Source organism: Pseudomonas sp. NBRC 111119 (genome assembly GCF_001320125.1).
GTDB classification, from domain to species: Bacteria; Pseudomonadota; Gammaproteobacteria; order Pseudomonadales; family Pseudomonadaceae; genus Aquipseudomonas; species Aquipseudomonas parafulva.
The window spans coordinates 52,160-59,126 of the sequence record NZ_BCAV01000034.1 but is presented as its reverse complement, the minus strand read 5'-3'; the positions used below and the strand labels follow the sequence as shown (position 1 = coordinate 59,126).

Genomic DNA, 6,967 nt, shown 5'->3' with positions numbered 1-6,967 from the left:
CCTGCTTCGCGGGTAAACCCGCTCCCACAAATGCGGCCCTCAGGGCATCACAGAACGTCCAGCAGCTCGACGTCGAACACCAGCACGCTGTGCGGCGGGATGCTGCCCACACCTTGCGCGCCGTAGGCCAGCTCGCTCGGTACATACAAGCGCCATTTGCTGCCGGCATTCATCAGTTGCAGGGCTTCGGTCCAGCCAGCAATCACACCACCCACCGGGAATTCAGCCGGCTGGCCACGATCGTACGAGCTATCGAACACGGTGCCGTCGATCAGGGTGCCATGGTAGTGGGTGCGTACGCTGTCTTCGCGGGACGGCTTGGCGCCTTCACCTGCGGTGAGCACTTCGAACTGCAGGCCAGAAGCCAGGGTGGTGATGCCGTCGCGCTTGGCATTGTCGGCCAGGAACTGCTTGCCAGCGGCAGCAGCGGCTTCTGCCTTGGCAGCCGCTTCGGCCTGCATCACTTCGCGGATAACCTTGAAGCTGGCCGACAGATCGGCTTCGCTGACGCGGCTGTCTGCACCGTTGAACGCGTCGGTCAGGCCGGCCAGGATGGCTTCCAGGCTGACGCCCGGTGGCGGGTTGTCACGCAGCTGGCCGCCCAGCTGACGGCCGATGCCGTAGCTGACGCGGGTTTCGTCGGTAGACAGGTTGAGTTCGGACATTGTCATGCTCCGCAGCAGGGCGCAGCGAAGCCGCGCCCTTGGTGAAAAGGGCCAGCAGCCTAGCACACTGCTGGCTGCCAGCGGCAAGCGGCTCAGTGCTTGGTGAGCTTGTCCAGGTAACCCATGCAGAACGCCGACAGCACGAAGGTCATGTGAATGATCACATACCACATCAGGTATTCGGTGGAGATGTTCTGGGCGTCCATGAACACTCGCAGCAGGTGGATGGACGAAATGGCCACGATCGAGGCGGCGACCTTCATCTTCAGCGACGAGGAGTCCATCTTGCCCAGCCAGTTGAGCTTTTCCTTGCTCTCATCAATGTCCAACTGCGAGACGAAGTTCTCGTAGCCGGAAATCATCACCATCACCAGCAGGCCGCCTACCAGCGACATGTCGATCAGCGACAGAATCACCAGGATCAGGTCGGCTTCGCTAAGGGCGAAGACATTGGGCAGGACGTGAACCACTTCCTGGAAAAACTTCAGCGCCAGCGCCAGCAGGCCCAGGGACAGGCCGAAGTAAATGGGAGCGAGCAGCCAGCGAGAGGCATACATCGCATTTTCAAGAATACGTTCCATGGAGGGTTGGGGCTCGTAGGTGACTGGAAAAACGACGGCGAGTATAGCCAGCCACCTGTTACAGCAAAAGCCCGGGCCCTTGCCTCAACTCTCAGGATGAAACTGGTAATCACCCAGGTTCCTGCACCGCTCGCCGTTGATCCGCCGCAACTGCGCCTGCAGATGCAGGCACCAGATCTGCGGCTCTTCACTCAACTGGTAACCGTGCAGGGTCAGGCTGTCGACAATGGCATTCAACACCGATTCTGCCACCACAGGCCCGTGAAACGGCCCTTGGGCCTTGATGGCCGACGGTTGCTCGCCCGCCATCCCCGCAGCGAACAGCAACGTCCACATGCCGGTATCGCCGGCCAGCGGGCGAATGCTGCATTCAATTCGAGTCACCAGGCCCAGGCACTGGCGAGTGAGGCTGAGGTTGCGCATGGCCGCGTCCCCCTAGAGCCGAGATCGGCCTGAACACCAGGCCGTTTCCATCCTGAACCTTGATACTGTCCCTAAGTTCCAGCATAGAGGAACAGCGAGAAAAGATGGAAAACCGGCGCCGAACGGTAGCACATGGCCGTCAGCGCCGGTTTATTGACTCAAGCCGGCTTGGCTTGGGCGATCACCTCTTCGAGGCGTTCTTTTTCTGCCTTCTCGATGTCTTCCTCGCTGATCATCTCGGCGATCTCCCGCAGCCGTTCGACCACACGCGCGTTGACACTGCCTTCGGTGAACTGGCCTTTGTCGTCGGGCGCCCCGGCTTCCTCGCCCACCAGCAGGCTAAGGGCCTCGTCTGCCTGGCTCACCGCATACACGTGGAACACGCCGTTCTCCACTGCCTGCAGCACGCGCTCGTCGAGCATCAGGGTGGCAACGTTGGCGCGCGGGATGATCACACCCTGCTCGCCGGTCAGGCCACGTGCCTCGCACAGGCGGAAGAAGCCTTCGATCTTCTCGTTCACCCCACCCACTGCCTGCACCTCACCAAACTGGTTGATGGAACCGGTGATGGCAAAGCATTGTTTGAGCGGCGTGCGCGACAGGGCGGAAATCAGCGTGCAAGCCTCGCCCAGCGAGGCGCTGTCGCCGTCCACATAACCGTAGGACTGTTCCAGGGCAATGCTGGCAGAGATGGCCAGTGGGAACTCCTGGGCATAACGGCTACCCAGGTACCCGGTGAGGATCATCACCCCCTTGGAGTGGATCGGCTGGCCCAGGTTGACCTCACGCTCGATGTCGACGATACCGCTGCCGCCCGGGTAAACGGTGGCGGAGATACGCGCCGGCATGCCGAAGGCCGAGTCGCCGACCTCCAGCACGGTCAGCCCGTTGCACTTGCCGATGGCTGCGCCCTGGGTGTCGATCAGGATGATGCCGGCCAGCATGTCGTCCAGCACCCGCTGCGAAACACGCCCGGTACGCGTGGCCTTGGCCTTGAGCGCACGCTCGATGTGGCCGGCATCGGTCATCTCGTCACTGGCCAGCTGGCGGATGAAATCCGCTTCGCTCACCAGCTGGAACAGGTCGCCGATACGGGCAGAAAGGCGCGACTGGTTTTCCGCCAGCCGGGCGCTGTAGGTAGCCAGCCGGGCCACGGCGTCACTGGTCAGCGGGGCCATGCCCTCCTCGTTGGTGCGGGTGCGCAACAGCTGGGCGAACTGTTCCAGGTTTTCGTCGACCATGGGCATGTCTTCGTCGAAGTCCACCAGCACCCGGAACATCTCCTGGAAGTCCGGGTCGTGGTCTTGCAGCGCGTAATACAACTGGCGCGAGCCGATGATGATCAGCTTCACGTTCAGCGGGATCATCTGCGGGGTCAGGCTGACGGTGGCGACACGGCCCAGCTCGCCCAACGGCGATTCCATCTTCAGTTTGCGCGACTGCAAGGCACGCTTGAGGGCATCCCATACAAACGGCTCGCCGAACATCTTCTCGGCTTCAAGAATCAGGAAGCCGCCATTGGCACGGTGCAACGCGCCGGGGCGCAGCTGGCGGTAGGAGGTGTACAGCGCGCCCTGGTCGGTGCTGTATTCGATGCGGCCAAACAGGTTGTCGTAGGTGGGGTGCGGTTCGAACACCACCGGCGCGCCGCCATCGACATGATGGCCAACCATCAGGCTCGGCGCGTACTGCTCCTCGAGTAGCTTGCGCGCCACGGCGTCGGTCTTGCTGTCATCGACCAGTTGCTCGACTATCGTGCGCAGTAGATTCAACTGCACTGACTGCAAGTAAGCGCACACGGCCGCGTTTTCGGCGTACTTCTCCGACAATGGCGCCAGCAGTGGCTGCAGCGCCAGGGTAATGGTTTCTTCATTGAGCTGGCGCAGCTGGTTGTTGGACTCGCGCTTCCACTGCGGCAAGCTGGCGAGCTCCTCGTTCAGCTGCTCCTCGAGCAGGGCGATGTCTTCGTGGAACTGCTCGCGCACCTCTTCCGGCAACTGGGCGAATTCAGCTTCGTCCAGCGCCTTGCCGTCGGCCATCGGGGTAAACGCGACGTTGCTGGCGTCGCGGTACAGGGCCACGTCCTTTTCCAGCGATGCCCGCTCGATCACATCCAGGGCGCGGTCATAGCGCTGGTTGAAGGCGCGGTCGATGGCGCCTTTTTTCTGCTGGTAGGAGGGGTGTTCGAACACTGCCGGGAAGGTTGCCAGCAGGTTGTCGATCAACCCGCCCATGTCGGCGATGAATTCACCGGCCGTGCCCGAAGGCAGCTCAAGGGCGCGGGGCTCACGGTTATCGTCGAAGTGGTTGACGTACACCCAGTCGGCCGGCGTCTGCTGACGCTTGCCCTCGGCCTTGAGGTAGCGTTTGACGAACGAGAAACGCCCGGTACCGGGCTCGCCCATGACGTACACGTTGTAACCAGGGCGCGGCATGGCCACGCCGAACTGCAGGGCCTCGACAGCACGTTCCTGGCCCAGGACTCCGCGAAACGGCTCCAGATCGTCGGTATTGGCAAAGGCAAACTGCTCGGGGGAGAAACGCCGGGTCAGGGCTTCAGGCGCAAGACGCAGGCGCGCAGCGACAGGATCGGGCATTGGGTTTCCTTACTTCGGCGGGGCAGATGGCAGCATTCTGGCGCCGCCTGCGCGAGGGTTGCAAGGCTATAAAAACTTTATGTCGCAGGTGCGACGGTGTCTTGTGCAGGCAAATTTTTCGCAATCAGTGACGCAACCTTTAGATCGCGCCTAAACTCCAAGCTGCGCGGGTGGGTGAAATGCTTTCCCGACCTGGCAATCGAGTTGCCAGAAACCTGACCCTTGGTTTAAGTCAAATAGAGAATAAAGCTATGAAACGGATTCTTCTGGGTACTCTGTTCACCGTGGCCTCGCTCAACGCAATGGCCGATGCACCAGGCGGGCCGAACTGCGGCTGGGGCAACATGCTGTTCGAAGGCCAGCGCGGCACCCCTGCGCACTTCCTGGCTTCCACCACCAACGGCACTTCCGGTAACGCCACCTTCGGCATGACCTCCGGCACCAACGGCTGCTCCACCAAGGCTTCGCTGACCTACGGCGGCAAGTCCTGGTTCGCCATGAACGGCATGATGAATGAGCTTTCCGAAGACATGGCCATGGGCCAGGGTGAAGCGCTGACCACCTACGCCGTGGTACTGGGCGTGGCACCGGAAGACCGCGGCTATTTCGCATCGGTCACCCACGACCACTTCAACCAGATCTTCAGCAGCGCCGACGTCAACGCTGAAACCGTACACAGCAACACCCTGGCCGTTCTGAAGAACGACCCACGCCTGGCCAAGTACGCTACCGAGGCGTAATTGCCGCTTTTCCCGCCCCGGCCCCGGGGCGGGTTTCGCCTTCTCTTCGGCATCGTCTGGAAGTAGTTGCCCCCTATGTTCAAACGCCTCGCTTCCCTGGCGCTGTTAGCCTGCGCCCCTGTTCATGCCGCCCCGCACATCGACCAGGCTCGCCTTCAGCAATTGGCAAACACCCCCTACTGGATAGCCCTTGGTCATTATGAAACGGGCAAGCTGGGTGGCTGGCGCAGCTATGTGGACGACGATGCGTTTTTCCTGGCGCAGGACGGCGCACACCACCCGGACCGCGAACTCAAGGCCACCGTAGAGGCCCTGTACGCACCGGCAAGCCTCGGCGACAAGCATGCTCAATGCGTGTTCCCGGCCCGCACCCGCTGGCTGCGTGAGCAACTCGGCCTGCAAGGCCTGCCACAGCCGGACTGCCAGGCATTCAAGACCTGGTACCAGTCGATCGACCCACACAGCGCGGCGCTGATCTTCCCGGCGGCTTACCTGAACAGCCCATCGTCCATGTTCGGCCATACCCTGCTGCGCATCGACCAGTCCACCACCCGCAGCGACGACACCACGCTGCTCAGTTACGCGATCAACTTCGGTGCCTACATCGAAGGCAGCGACAACAGCATCCTGTATGCCTGGAAAGGCCTGGCGGGCGGCTACCCTGGCCTGTTCGCACTGATGCCCTACCAGGAAAAGCTCTCCGAATACCGCAGCCTGGAAAACCGCGACCTGTGGGAGTACCAGCTGGACCTGACCCCGGAAGAAACCGGGCGCATGGTGGAACATGTGTGGGAACTGAAGCAGATTCAGTTCGACTACTTCTTCTTCGACGAGAACTGCTCCTACCGCCTGCTGGAATTGCTGCAGGTGGCGCGCCCAGGCCTGGACCTGACCTCGCAGTTCCCGCTTACGGCCATCCCTACCGACACGGTCAAGGCGGTAAAGCAGTCCGGCCTGGTGGCCAGCGAAATCTACCGCCCTTCGCGCGAACGTGAACTGTTGGCGCGGGCAGCACCGTTGGATCATGACGAAAAACGCCAGGTGCTGGCCGTGAGTGCCGACACTGCGCAACTGCAAAGCCCCGAATTCAAGGCACTGCCCCGGGAGCGTCAGGCACTGGTGCAGGACGCCGCCTATCGCCTGGAGCGCTACCGGGCCAACGGCCAGGAGCGCGACCCCGGCCAAGCCAAGCGCAGCTTCGAGCTGCTGCGCGCGATCAATACCAACCCGCCGCCACCCTTGCAGATTGAGCGCCCGGGGCTCCCCGAAGACGGCCACGATTCGCGTACCTGGCAGCTTGGGGTAGGCACCCGGGAAGACCGCGCCTTCGCCGAGTACGGCCTGCGCATGGCCTACCACGACCTCAACGACAACGCCTATGGCTTCCCGCTCGGCGCCCAGATCGAGATCCTGCAGTTGAAGGTGCGCCAGTACGAAGGCAATGACTGGCAGGTGCAACGCCTGGACCTCGCCACCATCCGCTCGCTGACACCGCGCAACGAGCTGCTGAAACCCTGGTCATGGCAGGTGGCCGGTGGCCTGGAGCGGGTACCGGGCAAGCATGACGACGAGGTGCTGGTCAGCCACGTGAACGGCGGCGCCGGCGGCACCTGGCAACTGGCCGACGGTTTGCTGGGCTTTGCCTTGGGCACAGTGCGGGTGGAGCACCACAACGATTTTGCCCAGTTCATTGCACCGGCGGCGGGGTTCAACGGCGGGCTGTTGTGGCGCAACGGGCTGGGCAACATGACGCTCGAAGCCAAGGGGGACTACTTCACCAACGGCGAAGTACGCCGCAGCCTTAGCCTGAACCAGCAGTGGGAGATCAGCCAGAACCTGGGGCTGCGTCTAAGTGCCTCACGCGGGTTCAGCCACCTGGCCACGGCACAGAACGAGGTGATGCTCGAAGTAAAGTGGTATCACTACTAGTGAGTCTCGCTGTAGAACCCGCGACTCTTTGA

General features: G+C 62.2%; 6 protein-coding genes. 2 read left to right on the top strand and 4 right to left on the bottom strand.

Annotated elements, in window-relative coordinates:
• Positions 1–47: 47 nt before the first annotated feature.
• The 4 genes from APH25_RS14630 to APH25_RS14615 form a co-directional block, all read right to left on the bottom strand.
• Complete coding sequence (locus APH25_RS14630) at positions 48–665, bottom strand: FKBP-type peptidyl-prolyl cis-trans isomerase (protein WP_060482417.1); 618 nt, start codon at positions 663–665, stop codon at positions 48–50.
• A 92-nt stretch (positions 666–757) separates the two neighbouring features.
• Complete coding sequence (locus APH25_RS14625; protein ID WP_028631726.1) at positions 758–1,246, bottom strand: TIGR00645 family protein; 489 nt, start codon at positions 1,244–1,246, stop codon at positions 758–760.
• 84 nt (positions 1,247–1,330) lie between these two features.
• A complete protein-coding gene (locus APH25_RS14620) occupies positions 1,331–1,669 on the bottom strand; it encodes a hypothetical protein (protein ID WP_060482416.1) in 339 nt (112 codons plus the stop codon).
• Between the two features lie 158 nt (positions 1,670–1,827).
• Positions 1,828–4,266, bottom strand: coding sequence for a Lon protease family protein (locus tag APH25_RS14615; RefSeq protein WP_060482415.1), 2,439 nt, complete (start codon positions 4,264–4,266; stop codon positions 1,828–1,830).
• Between the two features lie 251 nt (positions 4,267–4,517).
• Between APH25_RS14615 and APH25_RS14610 the strand changes: the two genes are divergently transcribed.
• Both APH25_RS14610 and APH25_RS14605 read left to right on the top strand, forming a co-directional pair.
• Complete coding sequence (locus APH25_RS14610; RefSeq protein ID WP_028631729.1) at positions 4,518–5,006, top strand: DUF3015 domain-containing protein; 489 nt, start codon at positions 4,518–4,520, stop codon at positions 5,004–5,006.
• 75 nt (positions 5,007–5,081) lie between these two features.
• Positions 5,082–6,935 carry a DUF4105 domain-containing protein gene (locus tag APH25_RS14605; protein WP_060482414.1) on the top strand — a complete coding sequence of 618 codons (1,854 nt, stop codon included), beginning with the start codon at positions 5,082–5,084 and terminating at the stop codon, positions 6,933–6,935.
• Positions 6,936–6,967 lie beyond the last annotated feature (32 nt).